This is a genomic window from Candidatus Defluviilinea gracilis (genome assembly GCA_016716235.1).
Taxonomy (GTDB): Bacteria; Chloroflexota; Anaerolineae; order Anaerolineales; family Villigracilaceae; genus Defluviilinea; species Defluviilinea gracilis.
In genome coordinates this window covers 300,776-320,551 of record JADJWS010000002.1, presented here as the reverse complement: position 1 = coordinate 320,551, position 19,776 = coordinate 300,776, and the positions used below count along the sequence as shown (strand labels likewise).

Sequence of the window (19,776 nt, the reverse complement as noted above, 5' to 3'; positions counted from 1 at the left end):
CCCTCTCCCACAGGGAGAGGGGGTACGTGACACTTGAAACCTGAAACTTGGAACTCATTTCGCTTCTCCTGAATCCTCATCCACCATCAACACAGACGTATCCACCACCTCGAAATCATCGCCCGTCAACACATCTAACAAATGGAGCATGTCATTGTCCCAGCGTTCATCGGGCGCGCCGCTGACGTACCAGTTCGAGCCGTTATCTGCCAATACAATGCCATAAGTTTTCATCGCCTGCAACAAGATTTGCATCTCAGGCGGGAAACCTGAAATGTCATAATCCGCTTTCAAGCGGAAACGCGCGCCCATCGGCGGGATTCCGTTTTGCGGATCGGATGTCTGATGCCGCGCGGGCCAGATGTATCCTGCCGTATCTTCAACTGTAAAACGCAACGCGTGCTTAATTTCTCCCGCGACAATTTCATCATATCGAACCAAGCCAGGCAAGATCGGCAAGCCTGCCGCGTCGGCAGAAGTCCACGTGTCGGGGCGCAGGGCGTTAGAGTTCAGATCCCAGATCGCACCCGAGCCGCCGCTCCACAAGCCGCCGTCGAAACTCATGTCGTATGTTTCATATAACCTGCACGTCTCAGTATCCACAACCAAAATGTGATGATCGCTCCCCCATTCGGTATTTGGATTCTCCGGGATCGGATACGGTCCCGGGTCGGATTCTTTGGGATAATAAAACTCCGGTTCAAACTTCGGGACGGCTGAGGCTGTTACGATGTTATATGGGATTCCAATCGGACCGCCGTCCCACTCGCCCGAGCCGAAGTCCATGTGGAAGCCTTCGCCGCGACCGATGCTGTCGATCCACGAATCAGATTGCGGGTGGACGGGAAGCGAGTCAACACGCGCGTTCCAGTAATTGTTCGCGGGGAACATCGGACAGTTGGCGAGAGTCGGTCCGCCCGTCGAGGGAGGCGGCGTAGAAGTTGAATCAATCGGCGGGATGATCGAAGTCGGGCTTGGTTCAACGGGAGAAACAATCGTCGGGGTTCCAGTAATACTGCAAGCCAACAGAAGAATCGAAATGGTCATGAGCAAATATTTTTTATTCATCTAGGTATCCTAAAGGTGACAGTCGCTTTCGAAGTGACTGTCACCTACCTTTCACAAAACTTTCTGAAACGCGCGCAACAATTCGCCGCGTCCTTCAAATCCGCTTTCGCCCAATTCGGAGATTCCCAAATAGACTCGTTCGCGGCAACGGTGAAGTAATCCCGACACCAAGCGCGCCATCGCCTCTTTGCTGTATTGCACATCATCCGCATCCGTCCACTGGCGACCCTCTCCCCATTCGCGGCTCAACACGTACGGATGCGTGAGCGGCTGGGCGAGTCGCTCGTACCATCCGCTTGAACCCGCATCGAGCCAGAACTGAATCGTGACGGGGCGGTTCATCATCAAGAAGGTGTGCGCGGGCGCGACGAGAACCGCGTCCTTGTCTTCATTCTGCCAGCCTTCGAGATACGACGCGGCGATCACGCCATCGTGAAGCATTTGGATGTATTCTTTTCCGAGACCTAACAGGTTTTCAAAACCTGTTAGGTCTAAAGCCAAACGAAACTTCTTCACCGACTCAACCAAACTCGCCGCCACGCGGACCGAGTCAAAGTTGCGGTGATAACCGAATCCAACTTGCGACAGCACCTCGCCAAACATCTTGCGGAAGAAATGATCGAGCGGCAACACATTCGACGCGCGATATTCCTCGATCCAATTTCGAAGCGTCGAGTAGCGACTGCCAATTGAGTAAGTGATTCGCTCCTGAACATCGGATTTGATCTCTTCAAACGGCGAAAGCCGCAGGTCGCGTTGACGATAGACAATATCCGTCAGCAACTGCGCGCGGACGAGGTCAAGTCCGTCAATGGACTGCATCAGCGCATACGCCACGTCAAATTTTGGCGGGGGGATGTTCCAATGCGGATGCGCCAGCGCGGCAAGCGTGATCAACGCGTGGGAAGCGGGTTCCTCATTCAACGAGCGCGATGGACGATGCGAACGCCAGGGGATGTTTTTCGCTTCGAGCCTGTGCGTGATGGAGAAGCGCAAGGCGTCGGAGAGGTAGGGAGCGAGGACTACGATTTCAGAGGGAGAGATTAGATGACTAGAGACTAGAGACTGGATTTCGTTAACGACAGCGTCGAGCAGTTCAGGGTAAAAACGTGCTTGAATAATAGAGAGCGATTCAGATGACCTGTGACCTTCAACTTTTGACTCAAGATTCGGAACAATCGCCTCTACCAACCCATCGCTCAACTCCGCCACGCCCTCCGACATCACAAAACTTTCTTGCAATTGGATTTGTTCATCGCACACTTCGCGCAGTTGCAAGCCTGTGTACACGTCCGCGCCGAGGAAGAAGCGAAAGCCTGCGCCTTCATCGTAAATCAGTAAGGCGGACTCGAAGTCCGCGCTCCATTCGGCGATGATCTCATGCGCACGAGGACCATCCTCTTCCACGTTGTCGTAGATCAGGTGGCGATAATTTCTGACGAGGTAATCTTTCACAATGTCTTGCTTCCACATCGTGTTTGCGAAGACTTCGAGTTGGAGGGAAAAATCGAGCAAGTTATGGTCAAGGCAATATTGGCGGAAGCGATTCGCGCAATCTTGGGCGTCTTGATAAACGCGGCGTTGAGCAGGATCGCCGAAATACGACAAGTCGAGTTTTGATCCGATCTCGGTGTGACTAAAACCGATCACGGCGGCTTTGTTGAGGTTGTCAATAATTTGGGAATACAAGCGATTGCGGTCTATCGTCACCGATTCAAAATAACCCTCATCCAACAACGGGCGGACGAGATGCGCCATGTAATATTGCGCAGTTTCGAGTGTGAGGAAAACTGGCGGTTGAGTCGGGTTTGCAAATCCTGCCGCTTCGCCCGCGAGGGGCCAGAACAGATCGCACGTGCGTCGCGCCAAACCGCCGATCGTGGCGGGAGTCACATCGCCGCCCGCGCGTCGTTCGGGGCTGTAGAGCAGATCGAGATATGGTTCTTGCAAACTTCTCTGCGGGGTGAGCATGAGAATCGATTCGCCAGGCACGCCCTGCGCAAGCAAGTGACGCATCCGCTCGACGCCTGCGGTGGTTTTGCCCGTCCCTGCGGGACCGCTGACGAAGAGCTTTGAGTCGAGGGGCGAATCAATGATCCGCTGTTGAAGCAGGTTGAGGGTCGGCATGAAGCGAGGGTACGATAAGGGCGATAATCTGTCAATGAAAAGACCGCCGACTGGCTATCGAGTGTCGGCGGTCTGCAATCATCTGTGAACAGCCGGTACATCGGCGCGTCAGCCTCGACACAGCGCAACCGCGTCGAGAACTTGCTTTCGTTGTGTACCGGGGTTTCAATTCAAATGTTTTGCGAAGAATTTCTTCGCGCGCTCCCAGGCGTCTTTCGCGGCTTCGGGTTTATAGACGCTGGGGTCGCTATCGCGGAAGAAGGCGTGTCCCGAATTTGGGTATACGACCACCTCATGCTCCACGCCGACTTCATCGAGAAGTTTATCGAACTCTTCTATCGTGCCCACCGGGATCGATTCGTCGGCGTCGCCGAAGAGACCGAGCGCAGGCGCTTTGAGACTGCGGCGCAGGTCGTCGAAAATCATTTGCATTCCGCCGCCGTAAAACGTGCAGACCGCGTCCACCGGGCGCAAGACGCTGAGCGCAAGCGACATGTGTCCGCCGAAACAAAAGCCGACGCTTCCAACCTTCCCCGAGCAATCGGCGCGGGCTTTCAGCGCGTCAAACGCGGAGGCGAGTTCGCCGGGAGACTGCGGCACATGTTTATGCAAGAGCGCCTCGGCTGTATCGTTGTCGCCAAGTTCGGCGATTTCGCCATGATACAGATCGGGCGCGAAAGCGAGATAGCCTTCTTTTGCAAAACGATCGGCAATGGATTTCGTCTGCGCGTCTAACCCCCACCATTCTTGAATCACGACCAACGCCGGAAAGGGTCCCGCGCCCTCCGGTTTCGTTAGGTATCCCCGCGCTTTGCCAAGTTGAACGAATTCGCTCATGAGTTTCATCCTTATGAAGTGGATTCTGTTTCCGGCGCGTCAGTCGGAAAACTGCCGCCATCTGCGTTGAACGGAACACATCGTGTTCCCACCCGTTAAGTGTACCAAATTCAACTGCCGAATTAAAGTTGTGTTCAACTTCAAATTAAAGTATAGTTGCGAAAATTCAACCTCAAGGAGATCCCCATGCCAACCACCATCAGACCCACTGCAAGAGTCGGAGTTGTGCCAGCCAAGCCCGTGTCGTATGTGAAGTTTTCAGACAAACTCACCGACTCGCTCAACGACATCGGCAAGATGATCCAAGACCACAAGAACATGATCGACGCCATTCAGGAGATCGCGCTCGAACTGACCAACTCAATCGGCTCGCTTCACACGCTCACGGTGAAATACGCGGGCATCGCCAACAACATCCTCGACGGCTTGCTCCCCATCGCGAAGGGCTTGCCGATCATCCCGAAAAATATTTTGCAACTGCTCATCAATCTCGAAGCCATTACGCAAAAGATCATTGACAATCAAGCCTCCACATCGAAGACGATCACCGAGGTGCAATCGGGTTTGAAGACGGGCGACGTGAACAAGATCAAGGGACACGCGGTCGCATTGCAGAGCGTGACGCGGACTCTCACTTCGATCTTGCCGAAGGGATAAAACCCCGCTTCTTTCTGCATGTCATTCTGAATACTATGAAGCCGTCAAGGTTTTTTGAAAAACCAGGGGATTGACAGCAACATAGTTGGGAAGGTAGGGTTGTTGCGAGCGGACGACAGCACAAGCAATCTTGAGGATCTTGTTTTGGATGTTGTTGAGGACCAGTTTTTGTGCTTGCCATCCGCGACTTTGCGGTAAAAGTATTGCTGAAACTGCTTTTTGTGCGTACGCACGGAGCAGCCGCCAGATAAAGGAGTTTGCGTAACTTTGGGCCCAAAGTGTCGTGAAGTTGGAGCCGAGTAGACGGAAGAGCCACTTTCATGCTTGATCGGGCAGATGCCGATGAAAGCCGCCAAACTTCTTGGATCGAGTGTTTCCTGCATGAGGATCAGTAAGTGAGCGGCGAGTTGCAGCCCGATGCCAGCACCGTCATGAGCAAGAGCAGGGTCTGTTTGAAGGTTGGATCGCTTTCAATCAAACGACGGATTTCCTTATCGATCTCTTTGATGGACTTGGTAATCTGCTCGATCATGTTCTGGTGAGAGTGCTTGGCAAGTTCAGACGAGACCTTCTTGCGGTGGATCGCGTGCAAGGCGTTCTTATGTCCCGTCAACTGTACCGAAAAGTGCTGGCGCGTGGTCAACAGTAGCTTGACTTGCTCCAAAATCTCGGCTCTCGGTTTCCACAAGGAGAGTTTGTCCGCATAGCGGCAGGCATACTCGGCGATATACTGGCAGTCCAGTTCATCGGTTTTGGAAGCGTTCACAGGAAACTTGCGCTGGATGTTCAACGGCGGTTCGACCGCCACCGAATAACCACTGGCATATAGGAAGTATGCCAAGCCTTCACTATAGACGCCTGTCGCTTCCATACACACCACGGTGCTTTCGGTCTTCAGGTTGTGTTCCTGCAACCAGCCGAGAAAGGAGACGAAACCATTTTCGTCATTCTCGAATTTCGTTGGTTTGACCGTGACTTTCCAAGGCTGTGTTCCAACACTGGTATGAAAGAAGCGGATGCAATATCGACACCTACAAAGGATACAAATGTTGTCATTCTGAACCTCTTTTGGACTTGGGTATTGGGTTTGCCAACTTGTGAACGTGCATTCTCCATTACTAGCCTTTCAGGCTTGAATACCTGATCAAGCATAGTTCACAACAAGGGCTGGGTCTGCTTCAGAATTTGAGTTTGACTCGGCGTTTGCCTCGTGAGCGGCTCTAGACTTGTTCAGCCCTTGTTTGGCAACTCCAATACTACTTCAAGTCTAATGGAGCGACCGTAGGGAGCGAAGAATCCCCCGTCAGGTGCGAGACCCTTCGGTCGCTATCGCTCCCTCAGGGTGACATGCGCGCGCCCGTTGACACATCCCCGAGCCGCATGTATAATCTGCCCGCTTCTGCCTCAGCAGTTGGATTCGCTGGGGCGGTTGTGTGTAAACTAACCAGCTTCCCCGTTCGCAGGCGACGATTGAAAGACATCCGCAGGCGCGCGGCGAAGTGAATGACTGGAGAATAAAATGAGATTTGCAATCGTTGAAAGCGGCGGCAAGCAGTACCGTGCCGTCGAAGGGCGAACCATCGAAGTGGATCGCCTGCCCGTTGAAACGGGAAACAAATTCGACCTTGACCGCGTCTTGCTCATGGCAGACGGCGACGAGGTCGTGGTCGGCACCCCCACCCTGAGCGACATCAACGTCAAGGTCACGGTCATGGATCACATCCGTGGTCCGAAAATTGACCGCTTCAAGTACCGACCGAAGAAACGCATCCGCGTGCGCGGCGGGCATCGCCAGCAGTACACGTTGTTGATGGTGGACTTCATCGGCAAGCCGGGCGAGACTCGCAAGGTGGAAGAGCCGAAGGTCGAGAAGCAGGCTGAAGTGGAAGTCGAAGCGGTTGAGGCTGAGACAAAGCCGAAGGCGGAGAAGCAGGCTAAACCGTCGAAAGAAGCGGCGAAGCCATCCGCAAAAAAGGCTCCCGCAAAGAAGTCGTCAACGAAAAAGACAGAGTCAAAGAAGAAGTAAGAGGTAACCATGGCACATAAAACAGGCGGCGGGTCTACCCGCAACGGACGAGATTCAAATGCGCAGAGACTCGGCGTGAAGCGTTACGCGGGTCAGTTCGTGCTTTCTGGAAATATTTTGGTGCGCCAGCGCGGCACGAAGATCGCGCCGGGCTTGAACGTGGACGCGGGCAAGGACGACACGTTGTTCGCAACCGCGAACGGCGTTGTGATGTTCGATGTGGTGCGCGGCAAGAAACGCGTCAACGTCGTGCCGCAGGCGGAGGCGTAACATGAAGGCTGATATTCATCCAACTTATTACCCCGACGCGAAAGTGACCTGCGCTTCGTGCGGCCGCACATGGACGACGGGTTCGACGAAAAAAGAATTCCGCGTGGACATCTGCGCCGAGTGCCATCCATTCTTCACGGGCGAGGCTTCGCGCCTGCTCGACATCGAAGGTCAGGTGGATCGCTTCTATAAGAAGTTGTCTGTCCGCCAGAATTATGTCGAGCAACAGAAGGTCAAAGAAGAATTGAAGGGTTCACCCGAACGCCAGATCGAGGATTTGGGTCTCGCGGCTCGCGCGAATGAGGCGTTGAAGGCGGCGGGAATTACGAACGTCGGTCAGTTCCTTGAGAAGTTGAACGGCGGCAACGACGCGGTGTTGGCTATCGCTGGTTTCGGTCAGGCATCGCTCACGGCGGCGAAGAAGAAACTCCGCTCGCTGGGGTACGAACTTCCCGAAGCGGCGGCGTAACGTCGTTGTTCAGCAGATCATATGCTGAATATCACAAACAAATTGCTAGGGCAATCGCATTTGGATTTTTTGTCCGCTAATCCTCACGAATTCACGCTAACCTTTCTCGGAAAAATTCGCGCAGATTAGCGGATTCGAAGGCAAAACACCGTGTTTTGAGCCTCGAGATTTTCAAATGCGATTACCCTAAACAAATTGCTTGCAGAATGATTATTCTCAGGTAAACTTACAGGCAGATGCGAAATCGTCTGCCTGTTTTGTTATATAAATACTTACCGCGAAGGAGCGAAGACCGCGAAGAAGATTAGACTCCATCCAAGAAATGGGACGCTGACCGCGTAGCGCGCAGAAAAACGCAGATTTTTTCTTTTTTAGTCAGCGTTAGTCAGCATTTATCTGCGTCCAACAATGACCTTCGCGGTTCATAATAAAAATGAAGCATAGTCACGGTTCGATTGAAGTAGTCTGCGGTTCGATGTTCAGCGGCAAGACGGATGAGTTAATCCGCCGTCTCGTCCGCGCGACGATCGCCAAGCAAAAGGTGCAAGTATTCAAGCCCGCAATTGACATTCGTTATGCAGTGGAAAAGGTCACGTCACACGCTGGCTCAGACTTCGACGCGATTCCCATCGAAAAAGCGACGGAGATCATCAACAAGATCGATTCGGATACAACCGTCGTCGGCATTGACGAGGCGCAGTTCTTCGACCCTGAGGTTGTCCCCGTCTCGCGCGAGTTGGCGTCACGCGGAATCCGCGTCATCGCGGCGGGGTTGGATACCGACTTCCGTGGCGAACCGTTCGGTCCGATGCCGATCCTCATGTCCATTGCCGAGGAGGTGGATAAACTCCACGCGATCTGCATGGTCTGCGGCGGCGAAGCCTCGCGCACGCAGAGACTGGTCAACGGCAAGCCCGCAAAATTTGACGATCCCGTTGTCATCGTCGGCGCGTCAGAGATGTATGAGGCGCGGTGTCGTGAGCATCACGAAGTGCCGAGATAACGCGATAAAGCATCTTATGCGAAGTTGACGGTATAATCTGCCAAGATTTGGAGACGGATTATGAAGAATGGCAACAGACAGACCTCAGAAAACAAATGAATATGTGAGTACCGCGGAGCTGTTTGGAACTATTAGAATCTTAGCATAATTGGATCTTCTGCTATACCTAATTCCCCGCAAATCGGACAATAATCCTCTTCGATCGAGCCGTCATAATTTTCATAGAACAAATCTATTTCGCTTGTGTTTATCCCATATACACGATTAACCAATTTGCCAAAATTTTGACAGAGAGCATTCTCGCAAATTATTGGAACCACTAATTTTTGACTCTGTACCATACGCGCCTCTCCTTATCGTAAACTATTAAACCTGCTTTCCGCAATGTTACCTGAGCATTTCTAACTTGATGTTTCCAGAGTTTTCCGAAGTGTTTACCATCAATAACACGATCAACATCGTCATCACATAAATCAGTATGAATATCCTTCACTTGGAAATGCAACTCTGCAGTTGGCATGGGTTTTTGAGACAACAAGTAAAGTAGGGTTTCAGAAAAAATAGAGTTTATACTTTTGTGTTTTACTCTTACTCGTATCAGATTGTCTTCAATGATCCTTTGCTGGTTTTTTGATTCCAAACGTAGTTTTTTGGAAATTGTTTTCTGTTCAACCTGAATTATTTTTCTTATGCTCTCGACTTGTGCTTGAATTTCTTCCAATTGGTTGGGCGTAACAATAGCACCCAATTTTTTGTATTCATCTATGTCATTTTGGATTTTGTTGACAGCGTCGTGGCTGTCTATCTTAATGCCATATTCTAAATTTCTTATCCCGCCGCCATCTGTAAAATTGGCGGATGTTATAATAGCACTTGATTTATTCGAAATATAGACCTTTGCGTGGATCTTGGGCAAATAAACAACGGTGACATTGTAATGATTCTTGAAAAGATATAACAATGCCTGTATTTCAGTTGCACCTTGGACTAGCGTTCTTAATGAAATATCCGTCAAAATACTAATTTTCACATCTTTATCAGGTCTATTTTTTGCAATTGCTTCAGCCAGCATTTTGATGGGGTTAAATGTTATGTATGGCGAGCAAATTAAACAATCTGAAGTAATGCTTTGAGCGAACTCTTCAAAAGTAGATTTGAATGGAGAACGAATTAAATTTAGCACGTTGCTTCACCTCTCATTCAGGACTCGTTCTCCAATTTTAACACGCAAACATTAAAATAAAGAAGTCTACTGATTGGGAAGAAATGATTCATATCCTTTGATCCAAAGTGTGTTGTAAAATGCAAAACTACAAAGACATCCTCGCCGAAATTCTTGTGGACGAAAAATCCCTCCAAGCCCGTATCGCCGAACTCGGCGCGGAGATCAGCGCGGATTACCCCGACGGCAATTTGCTCCTCGTGTGCATCTTGCGCGGCGGCGTGCCATTTCTCGTTGACCTCAGCCGCAACATCACATCTCCGCACATGATGGACTTCATGGCGGTTTCATCGTACGGCGCGGGCAAACGCGAATCAAGCGGCGCGGTGCGCGTCGCGATGGATTTGCAAATGGACATCCGCGACAAAGACGTGGTGCTTGTCGAAGACATTGTTGACAGCGGCAACACCATCGCATCGGTGCTTGAACTTCTGCAAGTGCGCCAGCCGCGTAGTCTCAAAGTCTGCGCGCTGCTCGATAAGCCCGAACGACGCGAAACTCCAGTTCCGATTCATTATCGCGGCTTCGAGATCCCAAATAAATTTGTCTTCGGCTACGGTCTCGACCTCGACGAATACTATCGCAACCTTCCGTTCGTTGGCGTGGTGGATTTGAATAAATATAAACCTTCCGATTGACGATTTCAGATTTACGATTTACGACGCTTCGACTTGCTCAGCGCAAGCTTTTGATTTACGATTGGGGAAAGATATGCAAGACAATTCAAATTATGCAGGTCGTTGGGTTGCCCGCATTCGCGGCAAGATCATCGCTCAGGGTGGAACGCCTGAGCAGGCATTGCACGCCGCGCAAAATACCCGTCACAAAGAAAAACTCGAAATCATTTACATGCCGATCAAATTTCCGCCCCCGCCTTTGTTGGAAAAAGTCCGCGACGCGCTGCCCGATCAGGATATTTACCTTGTCGGCGGCGCGGTACGTGACATGATCCTCAACCGCCTCTCACGGGACTTTGATTTTGCCGTGCCTTCGGGCGGCATTTCCCTCGCCCGACGCGTTGCCCGCGCCCTCGACGCCAACTTCATGATCCTCGACGAAGAACGCGACACGGGACGCGTCATCGTTATTGGTGATGACAACTCACGCACCTATCTCGACTTCGCCACCTATCGCGGAGGAGATCCTTCGACAGGCTCAGGACAAGCTCTCGAAGACGATCTGCACGCCCGCGATTTCACGATCAACGCCATTGCGTACGATCTGAAAACCAACTCCCTCATTGACCCGCTCAACGGCGCGGACGACATCCGCGCGAAAATCATCCGCGCCTGCTCCTCCACCTCGTTGACCGACGACCCCATCCGCATTTTGCGCGGAGTCCGTCTCGCCGCGGCGTTCGATCTCAAAATTGACCTCGCCACACGCGGCGCGATGAAAGATGCCGCGTCTCTGTTGCCGAACGTCTCACCCGAACGTCAACGCGACGAGTTATTCAAAATCCTTGAGGGACCGAAACCCGACTCGTCCATGCGCGCGCTGGAGATGCTGGACGTGTTTCCACACATGATGCCCGAACTCTCCGCCATGAAGGGATGCGAACAATCCCCACCGCATGTGTACGATGTATGGGAACACACGCTGAAAGTTCTCGGTCACCTCGAAGCGATCCTTGCCGCGCTTGAATCAGGTTCAGGCGGGGAAGATCCGTTTTTGAACGCGCTCGTTTCCGCACTTGGAAAATATCGCGAACGGTTTGAATCTCACTTCACTGAATCCCTCAACACGGATCGTTCCGTCCGCGCCGCGTTGTTCTTCGCCGCGTTGTATCACGATGTCGAGAAGCCAGCCACCAAGACTGTGGAATACACGGGGCGCATCCGTTTTTTTGACCATGATGTGCAGGGCGCGAAGGTCGCGTCTATGCGCGGGCACAAGTTCAACCTCAGCAACGACGAGATTCAGCGCGTCAAAAAAATCATCTTCAACCACATGCGCTTCCATTTCTTTACGATGCAGTTGGAGGAAAAAAAGAAGGAGCCGACGCGCAAATCCATTTACCGCTTCTTCCGCGACGCAGGCGAAGCAGGCGTAGACTTGATCCTGCTCGGTCTTGCCGACCTGCGCGGCACACGCGACCATACACAGACGACAGAGAATTGGAATGCCGCACTGGAGATCGCGAAAATTTTCCTTGAGAACTATTGGGAGAAACGCGAAGAGACCGTCGCCCCTCCGCGCTTGCTGGACGGCAACGAGTTGATGAAGGAACTCAATTTAGACGCGGGCAGAATCATCGGTCAATTGCTCGAGGCGATCCGTGAAGGTCAGGCAATCGGCGAAATCTCCACGCGGGATGAGGCGTTGTCGCTAGCGCGGAAATTGATAGAGGACGGCAATCTATGAACCGATTCCCAAGAGAAAACCACTGGGACACGGAGACACTGAGAAGATCAATTTAATAAACTCTGTGACTCAGTGTCTCTGTGGTTCAAAAGGGCTTGTCCAAAAACATGAACATCGTATTCTTCGACCTCGAAACACAAAAATTATTTGAAGAAGTTGGCGGGCGAAACCCATCGCAACTACTTCTCGCCTGCGGCGTGACGTGGTCCTCGGCGCGGAATGATTTTGCCGTGTATTGGGAAAAGGACGCGGTGGCTCTGGTCGCCGAGTTGAAATCTGCCGACCGCGTGATCGGATTCAACATCCTCAGCTTCGATTACGAGGTGCTCAAGCCATACGCGCCAAACGAGAATCTACGCTCCATCCGCTCGACGGATATGTTGCAGGATATTTATCGCACGCTCGGTTTTCGTCTCAGCTTGGATTCGCTGGCGAAGGCGACCCTCGGCGCGACGAAAATTGCCGATGGCGTGCAATCTGTGCAATGGTTTCGTGATGGCGAACTGGACAAGGTCGCTGAATACTGCAAAGCGGACGTGGACATCACCCGCCACGTGTATGAGTTTGGGCGCGATAACGGGTTTGTGCATTATTATTCAAAAATGGGAAGCAAGTTGAAGGTGGCGGTGAATTGGAAATGATTTTGCAGGACGAAGTCGATCATTGGCTCATTTTTTTTAACCGCTAAGCCCGCCAAGAGCGCTAAGATTAAATTCTCTCTTCGCGCTCTTGGCGGTAAATTTTGAAGCTCATTCGCCCTCACTCAAAATCTTTCGGAGACAGAAAGGCAAGGAGAAAAAATGCAAAAAATAAACGTCAACGGAATTGAACTTGCGTACGAACGCCGCGGCAAAGGGACTCCGCTTGTGCTGTTGCATGGATTCCCACTCGACCATCACACGTGGGATTTTGTCGCGCCGATGCTCGAAGGGACGTTCGATCTCATCCTGCCCGACCTGCGCGGATTTGGAGAATCATCCACGGTGGATTCGCAATACACGCTGGACGACTTCGCGTCGGACATTGCTGGTTTGCTCGATCATCTTGGGATACAGAAAGCCGCGATCGCGGGACATTCAATGGGAGGGTACATCGCGCTGGCATTCACAAAACTGTACCCCGAACGAGTCAGCAGGCTGGGACTTGTCTCGACGCAGACGCTTGCCGATCCGCCCGACCGCAAAGAGGGACGGTACAAGTCCGCGGCGGAGGTGGCAGAGAAAGGCATCGGCGGCGTGGTGGAAGCGATGAAGCCTAAATTTTCGCCGAGCGAGGAACACCAAAACGCAGTCACCGCGATCATGCAGAGACAACAACCCTCCGCGTTCATCGGCGCGCTCAGAGCCATGGCAGAACGGATGGACACATCGTCAATGCTGGCGGATCTCAACATCCCTGTTGTGGTTATTCATGGCGACGCGGATTCGTTGGTGGCTGTGGATCGCGCGCGTGAGATGAAATCCGCAGTGCCGTCGGCGCATTTTGTGGAGTTGAAAGGCGTCGGTCACTTGCCGATGATGGAAGCGGTGAAAGAAACGGCTGAGGCGTTGAAGCGCTTGGCATAATCGGCGTTCTGAAAGGATTGCCCTTGACGCAGTGCAACTGCGTCAAGAACTTTTGGAGTTGGCTAAGGCGTTGAAGTATTTGGCGTGAAGAAATTTGTACCGCAACGTTTAGGTTGCGAGCATCCTGGTAATGCGCGAGCGCAAAGTGAACTTTGCGGTACTCAGCGTATAAAAAATCATCCCCGGCGGAGAAGGCTGGGGATGACTGAATCAGGCGTCCACTGGGGAAAGAAGCGGCTCAGGGTGTCCCCATTTGCGGCACCAAGCCGTGACCGGGTGCGCCGTTTGTACCATTCCGTTTGATCAATCGGTTGATGTGCGCCACCAGCACGCGGCTGGGAGTCGGTTTGGTGAGGTAATCGTCTGCGCCGGCGTCCAGCACGCTGGCGATCATCGAAGGGTCGTTCAGGGCAGAGAGGATGATGATTGGCACCTGGCTAAACGCGCGCACCGATTTACAGACCTCCCACCCGTCCATCTCCGGCATCATCAGGTCGAGCACCACCAAGTCGGGTCGGTCGTCACGGATAAAATTCAATCCGTCGTTGCTATTATTCGTAGCCGCCACTTCAAAGCCCTGCGATTTTAGCAAAAGCGACAACAGGTCCGTGACGGCAGTATCATCGTCGATCACAAGAATTTTTATCGGCATAGTGTATCCAATCAGCCCCCATTATATCGAAGAATGACAGAGTTGGCACTTTGCAATGGGCTATCAGTTAGACGTGTCAAACGGCGGCGGTACGCATTACTTTTGTTCTAATTCGTTCGTGGTAAACTGTGTCCGATTTAGAAAAATTTTGGAGGACTGAATGACAACCTGGGTATATCTATTCGATGAAGTGGCGAAAGCCGAAAAATACGCGGGCTCGTGGGAGGATGTGCGCGCCCTGCTTGGCGGAAAAGGCGCTGGATTATTCGACATGACTCGCGCCGGGGTGCCGGTGCCGCCGGGATTCACGGTCACAACCGAAGCCTGTAACTGGTTTCGCCAGCGTGGGGCGTTTCCGCCGGGGATGTGGAAGCAAGCGCTCGATGCAATGAAAGTGACCGAGAAACGCGCGGGCAAGAAATTCGGCGACCCGAAAAATCCGCTGTTGGTTTCGTGCCGCTCGGGAGCGAAGTTCTCGATGCCGGGCATGATGAACACCATCCTCAACATTGGCTTGAACGATGAGGTGGTGGAAGGCTTGGCAACGCTGACGAACAATCCGCGCTTTGCGTGGGACTCGTACCGCCGCCTGATCGAGATGTTCGGCGCGACCGTGTTTAACCTCGACGACGAACATTTCGAACATCCGATGGCGGAGCATAAAGCCAAAAAAGGATACAAGTCTGACACTGAAATGACCGCCGAAGATTGGAAGGAATTGGTCGCGGTGTTCAAAGGGGTGTTCAAACAACAAGTCGGTTTCGATTTTCCGCAAGATGTGTACAAGCAAATGGAGTTCGCCATCAAAGCCGTGTTCGAATCGTGGATGGGCAAACGCGCCATTGACTATCGCCGCGCGACGAACATCCCCGACGATCTCGGCACGGCGGTCAACATCGTGACGATGGTCTTCGGCAACATGGGCGACGACTCAGCCACGGGCGTGGCGTTCACGCGCAACCCGTCCACCGGCGACAAGAAGATGATGGGCGAATATCTCATCAACGCGCAAGGTGAGGACGTGGTGGCGGGCATCCGTAACGCGGACCCGATCGAACACTTGAAAGACCAGATGCCGAAAGCCTACAAAGAATTCATGGGCATCACCGCGCGGCTTGAAAAGCACTACAAAGACATGCAGGATGTCGAATTCACCATCGAGCGCGGAAAGTTGTGGATGCTTCAAACGCGCAACGGAAAACGCACGGCGAAATCGGCGGTCAAGGTCGCGGTGGATATGGCGAAGGAAGGCTTGATCACCAAAGAGCAGGCTGTCCAGCGCGTCACACCGGAGAATGTGGATTCACTCCTCCACCCGCAGTTTGATCACGATGCGATGGAGAATGCCGAGAAGTCCGGTAAGTTCTTTGCGAAGGGCGTAAACGCCTCCCCCGGCGCGGCAGTCGGACAAATCTATTTTGACGCGGACACCGCCGAACGAATGGCGAAGGACGAGAAGCAGGATACGATCATGGTGCGTCCGTTCACCAAGCCGGACGATGTGCATGGCATGATCGCGTCGAAGGGCGTGCTGACCAGCGAGGGCGGAGCCACTTCACACGCGGCGGTCGTGGCACGTCAGTTCGGAATCCCGTGCGTGGTGGGCGCGTCGGCGATCAAGATCAATCTTGAAAAACGACAGATGACCGTCGGCGATGTGACCGTCAAAGAAGGCGATTGGGTTTCGGTGGACGGCACGACCGGTAAAGTGTTCATCGGAAAAATCCCGACCACGTCGCCGTCACTTGAAGAGCAAACTGAATTGCTCACCCTCCTGAAGTGGGCGGATGAAATTTCCGCCACGAAAGGTGTGCGCGAAGCGAAAGCCCCCGGCTACCCCACGCGCGGATTACAAGTGTGGGCGAACGCCGATTATCCGAAAGACGCGCAGCGCGCCCGCTCGTATGGCGCGGTGGGGATTGGTCTCTGCCGCACGGAGCATATGTTCTTCGAGCCGGAGCGTTTACCCATCGTGCAGGATATGATCCTCTCCGGCACGAGCGAGGGACGCACAGCCGCGCTCAACAAACTCCTCCCCCACCAGCGCAAAGACTTCGACGGTCTGTTTGAAGCAATGGACGGTTACCCGGTCATCATCCGTTTAATTGATCCGCCGCTTCACGAGTTCATGCCCGACGAGGAAAAACTCCTCGAAGAAGTCGTCACGATGCGCGTGAAAAATGAAACCGCTGGGTTGAAAGAAAAAGAAGACTTGCTCGCCGCCATCAAGGGACTGCACGAATCGAACCCGATGATGGGCTTGCGCGGCGTGCGCCTCAGCATTTCGATGCCTGAGATCGTAGAGATGCAAGTCCGCGCCATCTTCGAAGCCTCGGCGGATTGCACAAAGCGCGGCATCAAGGTGAAGCCTGAGGTGATGATTCCGCTCACGGGAACGGTGAAAGAACTCGAATGGATCCAACCGCGGCTCGAGCGCATCGCCAAAGCCGTGATGGATGAAAAGAAAGTGAAGTTCGATTACAAGTTCGGGACGATGATCGAGATCCCCCGCGCGGCAGTGACGGCGGCAGAAGTTGCCACACACGCCGAGTTCTTCTCGTTCGGCACGAACGACCTCACGCAAATGACGTACGGTTATTCGCGCGACGACGCCGAGCGCAACTTCCTCATCACGTATCAGGAACAGGGCATCCTCGAAGTCAATCCGTTCCAGTCGCTGGATCGCGGCGGCGTGGGCAAACTCATGGATTGGGCAATCGCCGAAGGGCGGACAACGCGCCCGAATCTCGAAGTGGGTATCTGCGGCGAACATGGCGGCGACCCAAGTTCCATCGAGTGGTGTCACATCATCGGCAACAATTATGTTTCGTGTTCGCCGTTCCGCGTGCCGATCGCTCGTCTCGCGGCGGCACACGCGGCGCTGAAGTATCGTCCGCAGAAGAAAGTTGCCACCGTGAAGAAGACGGCGAAGAAGAAATCCACAGCCAAAAAGGCTCGAAGAAAATAAGGCACAGGAAAAGACTCAGCCACAGATTGCACGGATTCTCGCGGATTATGAATTAAATCCGCCGATCAAAAAAGCCAACCCGCAAACCGGGTTGGCTTTTTTGTATAAATCGGTGAAATCCGTGGCTACGCTCGAAAAATGAATTTCGAGGCGAGTCTCAATTGTTGCTCTTATTGAACTCTTCGAAGTTCGGGAAGATGTGCCAGAGATGCTCGGTGTCGAAATTATCGCTGTTGATATTCTTCCCGTCGCATTTGCCGGTGATCTTGATGTTCTCGCCTTTGCGGTCATACTTCAAGTTGCATTTCCAGCGCCCCGTGGTGGTTACATTCAAAACAAAGCGGTCGTTTTCGAAGTTATAGAAGCCGGTGCCGGTCATCACGAAGTTGTAGGCGAACGCGCATTTATCGAGCGAAAAATTGACGCGCGTGCCGGCGTTATTCAATTCATACCCAAGCGCGCCGCCGTAATTACAACCGACAACGGTCGGAGTGAAACCGTCCCAGTAATAGAACTCGGGCAGGTAGTAAATTTCGGTCTCCATGGCAGATAACGCATTGCGCGGACTTCCAAACGAGACGGCAAAGCGCGGCGCGAGCGGAACGTGCGGATCAACCAGATATCCTTCGCAGGTTGTTTCGCGTTCGGCGGGCGTCACATCGTTGACGAGGAAATCGACCACGATCTCATCGGGGCAGGCGTTACCGCGCCCGAAGATGACGTGAGGTCCCTGTTCCTGTGTGATGAGGTAGGCGTCTGCCAGATGCTCATACACATTGACGCCGTTGCCATACGGGGTGGCAGGGTCGGCTGTGGAGCCAAGCACCAGAGTTGGGATGTCTTCAGCAAACAGATAGTCCGGGCGGGTCAAGTCGGTGGTGGCGTTGGGCCAATAGGCGCAGGGCAGGTCGGCATAGATCAACGAAGCCAAACGCGGGATGGAAAATTCAAATGAATCGACTGTGGCGAGGTAGGTGTTTGCCTTTTCCTCGGGCGTATTCCCGGGGTAGCCGTAATCCTGACATTCAACGCCGTAGAACACCGCTTCGGAATAGCTCGGGTCGGGGATTACGTCGAGGGTTTGCGGGTCAACCCCCAAATCCAGATAGAGGAGGCGGGCAAGCGGAAGAATATCCAATTTCGAGGTGAATGCCGCGAGAGCGCGGACAAACATCATGCGATCGCTCTCGCTATAAACCTGGCTCGCCGCAACATATTCGAGGTTGGCAAGTGTGAACGCGCGGTACGCGCCTTTGCCATTGGCAAGCGGAAAACGGAAATGGAGATTGCGTTTCTCTAGGATTTTGGCAAGCGCGTCGTATCCGCGGACGGCGTCGCCCAGCATATCTTTGCGGCAGGCGGGGTCGTCGTTGCAGGCTTCGAGCGAGGCGGTCAGCACATCGCTGAATGCCTGAGTCTGTTGCACGTAGTAATTAAATCCATCGAGGGTGAGGTCAACCGTGCCATCGAGGATGAGACCGGCGAGGTGGTCGCTGTGCGCGGCGGCATACGTCTGCGCGTATTGCGTTCCGTAACTTTCGCCATAGAGCCAGAACTTTTCATCGCCCAAGAGTTGGCGGAAAATTTCCAAATCTTCGACCGCTTGCTTCGTTCCAAGATAGGGCATGAGGCTGGGGTCGCTTACCTCGCCGACACAGCCGGCGCTGAACGCGCTGGAGGATTGCTTCAACGCCGCTTCCTGCTGGGGCGTTTTGCCGCGCGCATCGCGTTGATAAAACGCGCTGGCGGCATCAGGACACGTTTGGTCGCCGGAGAACAGCAAGCCACGCTGGTCGAAGAAAACGATGTCGAACGAATTCAGCACATCTTCGCCGAAACCGGACATGTAAGAATCCGCCGAGGAGATACCGGAGTAGCCGGGACCGCCAGTCGCGGTGACGAACATTCCCTTGCGCGCGCCCGCGGCAGGCAGGACGGCGAAGGTCACATTCAGCGTTCGGGCGTCCAACGGATTGAAATGATCGAGGGGAACTTCAATGGTCACGCAAGTGAACGCGCTTCCTTCAAAACACTCATAGCCGCCAAGCGCATCCAACAGGTCTTCCATGGGAGTCTGGAATGTTTGTTGATAGGGCGCGGCGGCAATGGACGAGAACAACAACACAACGATCAAAGCCAACTGTATGGGCAGATTAAAATGAGACTTCATGCGTCCTCCGCGCAATATAAATTGAATCTTTCGGGCTGATGAGGCATTATAGTAGAGAAAATCCGAGATAGGCAAGTGATGTTTGAACTCTAAAGGTTACAAAACCTTTCTCTACCGTACATGAGAAGATTATTACCGCAGAGCACGCTAAGGTCGCCAAGTTAAAAAGGTTTTCTTTGCGTTCTTTGCGGGTGTCGCATGGCGTCATGGCGACACTTAGCGGTGCACATGTACGGTAGAGAGCAAAACCTCAAAAGCGGTCAATGGCGAAATCTACCGACAGTTCCGCGGGCGATCATGGATTTTTTTGGGATGCTTTGAAAAGCCTCTCGCCGTGACACGTAACCGTTATCCATTATGAGTTCGACTTAAGCCGTT

General features: G+C 53.0%; 18 protein-coding genes. 10 read left to right on the top strand and 8 right to left on the bottom strand.

The genetic code is table 11. The annotated features are described in order from the left end of the window. Window positions 1-54: 54 nt before the first annotated feature. The 3 genes from IPM31_12395 to IPM31_12385 form a co-directional block, all read right to left on the bottom strand. The gene (locus IPM31_12395) at window positions 55-963 is read right to left on the bottom strand and encodes a hypothetical protein (GenBank protein ID MBK9007782.1); all 909 of its coding nucleotides are present in this window, start codon (window positions 961-963) and stop codon (window positions 55-57) included. 156 nt (window positions 964-1,119) lie between these two features. After that, window positions 1,120-3,195 carry a hypothetical protein gene (locus tag IPM31_12390; GenBank protein MBK9007781.1) on the bottom strand — a complete coding sequence of 692 codons (2,076 nt, stop codon included), beginning with the start codon at window positions 3,193-3,195 and terminating at the stop codon, window positions 1,120-1,122. 165 nt (window positions 3,196-3,360) lie between these two features. Beyond that, a complete protein-coding gene (locus IPM31_12385) occupies window positions 3,361-4,032 on the bottom strand; it encodes a dienelactone hydrolase family protein (GenBank protein ID MBK9007780.1) in 672 nt (223 codons plus the stop codon). Between the two features lie 186 nt (window positions 4,033-4,218). On the opposite strand from IPM31_12385, the gene IPM31_12380 reads away from it, so the two are divergent. Then, a complete protein-coding gene (locus IPM31_12380) occupies window positions 4,219-4,689 on the top strand; it encodes a hypothetical protein (GenBank protein MBK9007779.1) in 471 nt (156 codons plus the stop codon). Window positions 4,690-4,733: 44 nt separating this feature from the next. On the opposite strand, the gene IPM31_12375 is transcribed toward IPM31_12380, so the two are convergent. Both IPM31_12375 and IPM31_12370 read right to left on the bottom strand, forming a co-directional pair. Next, complete coding sequence (locus IPM31_12375; GenBank protein ID MBK9007778.1) at window positions 4,734-5,072, bottom strand: transposase; 339 nt, start codon at window positions 5,070-5,072, stop codon at window positions 4,734-4,736. Between the two features lie 5 nt (window positions 5,073-5,077). Then, window positions 5,078-5,737, bottom strand: a complete 660-nt coding sequence (locus tag IPM31_12370) for a transposase (GenBank protein MBK9007777.1) — start codon at window positions 5,735-5,737, stop codon at window positions 5,078-5,080. A 471-nt stretch (window positions 5,738-6,208) separates the two neighbouring features. Here IPM31_12370 and rplU point away from each other — a divergent pair, with 471 nt between their 5' ends. From rplU to IPM31_12350, 4 genes are all read left to right on the top strand, one after another. Beyond that, complete coding sequence (gene rplU / locus IPM31_12365) at window positions 6,209-6,715, top strand: 50S ribosomal protein L21 (protein ID MBK9007776.1); 507 nt, start codon at window positions 6,209-6,211, stop codon at window positions 6,713-6,715. A gap of 9 nt (window positions 6,716-6,724) precedes the next feature. Beyond that, complete coding sequence (gene rpmA / locus IPM31_12360; protein ID MBK9007775.1) at window positions 6,725-6,985, top strand: 50S ribosomal protein L27; 261 nt, start codon at window positions 6,725-6,727, stop codon at window positions 6,983-6,985. A gap of 1 nt (window position 6,986) precedes the next feature. Then, window positions 6,987-7,454: a 50S ribosomal protein L31 gene (gene rpmE, locus IPM31_12355; GenBank protein ID MBK9007774.1), complete on the top strand. Its 468-nt coding sequence runs from the start codon at window positions 6,987-6,989 to the stop codon at window positions 7,452-7,454. Between the two features lie 433 nt (window positions 7,455-7,887). Further along, the gene (locus IPM31_12350; GenBank protein ID MBK9007773.1) at window positions 7,888-8,457 is read left to right on the top strand and encodes a thymidine kinase; all 570 of its coding nucleotides are present in this window, start codon (window positions 7,888-7,890) and stop codon (window positions 8,455-8,457) included. A 319-nt stretch (window positions 8,458-8,776) separates the two neighbouring features. Here IPM31_12350 and IPM31_12345 read toward each other — a convergent pair whose 3' ends face one another. After that, a complete protein-coding gene (locus IPM31_12345; GenBank protein MBK9007772.1) occupies window positions 8,777-9,640 on the bottom strand; it encodes an NgoFVII family restriction endonuclease in 864 nt (287 codons plus the stop codon). Between the two features lie 119 nt (window positions 9,641-9,759). Between IPM31_12345 and hpt the strand changes: the two genes are divergently transcribed. The 4 genes from hpt to IPM31_12325 all read left to right on the top strand — a co-directional run bounded on the left by hpt (window position 9,760) and on the right by IPM31_12325 (window position 13,608). Next, window positions 9,760-10,317 (top strand): hypoxanthine phosphoribosyltransferase, encoded by a 558-nt coding sequence (hpt, locus tag IPM31_12340; protein ID MBK9007771.1) that lies wholly within the window; start codon window positions 9,760-9,762, stop codon window positions 10,315-10,317. A gap of 73 nt (window positions 10,318-10,390) precedes the next feature. After that, window positions 10,391-12,043, top strand: coding sequence for an HD domain-containing protein (locus IPM31_12335; GenBank protein MBK9007770.1), 1,653 nt, complete (start codon window positions 10,391-10,393; stop codon window positions 12,041-12,043). 107 nt (window positions 12,044-12,150) lie between these two features. Further along, complete coding sequence (locus IPM31_12330; GenBank protein MBK9007769.1) at window positions 12,151-12,684, top strand: ribonuclease H-like domain-containing protein; 534 nt, start codon at window positions 12,151-12,153, stop codon at window positions 12,682-12,684. Window positions 12,685-12,843: 159 nt separating this feature from the next. Beyond that, window positions 12,844-13,608, top strand: coding sequence for an alpha/beta hydrolase (locus tag IPM31_12325; protein MBK9007768.1), 765 nt, complete (start codon window positions 12,844-12,846; stop codon window positions 13,606-13,608). A gap of 238 nt (window positions 13,609-13,846) precedes the next feature. Here the strand turns inward: IPM31_12325 and IPM31_12320 are convergent, their stop codons facing one another. Then, window positions 13,847-14,260, bottom strand: a complete 414-nt coding sequence (locus IPM31_12320; protein ID MBK9007767.1) for a response regulator — start codon at window positions 14,258-14,260, stop codon at window positions 13,847-13,849. 160 nt (window positions 14,261-14,420) lie between these two features. On the opposite strand from IPM31_12320, the gene IPM31_12315 reads away from it, so the two are divergent. Beyond that, window positions 14,421-17,228 (top strand): pyruvate, phosphate dikinase, encoded by a 2,808-nt coding sequence (locus IPM31_12315; protein ID MBK9007766.1) that lies wholly within the window; start codon window positions 14,421-14,423, stop codon window positions 17,226-17,228. 157 nt (window positions 17,229-17,385) lie between these two features. Here the strand turns inward: IPM31_12315 and IPM31_12310 are convergent, their stop codons facing one another. Continuing rightward, window positions 17,386-19,398, bottom strand: coding sequence for an alpha/beta fold hydrolase (locus IPM31_12310; GenBank protein MBK9007765.1), 2,013 nt, complete (start codon window positions 19,396-19,398; stop codon window positions 17,386-17,388). Between the last annotated feature and the right edge of the window lie 378 nt (window positions 19,399-19,776).